Here is a 506-nt window from a genome sequence, read left to right on the forward strand (position 1 = left end):
CCGAGTTGCAGCTCGACCAGTGCGGCAAGGCCATTGACCTGTTTGCGAAAATCGATGGGTGCCCGGTAGAGGTAGATCTGCGGCATGGTCAGGGCGGGACGAAGATAACGCGGGCGCATCACAGCAGGCTCATGATAGGGCCGAGCAGGTTGATATTGCTGGCATGCAACCCGGAGATGGAGATCCCGTTGGGTAAAGTGAGCGTCAAGCCGCTTTCGGTAGCAATCGCGGCTGGCATAGTGACTCTGGCAAACCCAGGGAGAGAGTCGGGTGTCGTGGGCTGTTCGAGCTTTTTGCGCCAATAGGCAAACTGGTGATAAACGAGATCGTGGTGTTTGCAAAAGGCGTGTCCGGAGAGGCCGGAGGCAAGCCAATAGGCGATCTGGCGCTGCCAAAAATCAACGCGTTCTTGAGTGGTCATAGCGGAAATCCCAACGTAGATACGATGGGTTTCAGTGTGCCGAGGTGATCTCAGTAAAAACAGGTGCTGATTCAGGGGCGCTTAC

General features: G+C 55.9%; 1 protein-coding gene. It reads right to left on the minus strand.

What is annotated here, in order from left to right; genetic code table 11:
- Positions 1 to 118: 118 nt before the first annotated feature.
- Entirely contained in the window at positions 119 to 421 is a 303-nt protein-coding gene (locus tag GWQ22_RS21810; protein ID WP_275931663.1) for an IS66 family insertion sequence element accessory protein TnpB, read from the minus strand.
- Positions 422 to 506: the final 85 nt, after the last annotated feature.

The sequence above is a fragment of the Aeromonas sp. 1HA1 genome (assembly GCF_029237385.1).
GTDB classification, from domain to species: Bacteria; Pseudomonadota; Gammaproteobacteria; order Enterobacterales; family Aeromonadaceae; genus Aeromonas; species Aeromonas popoffii.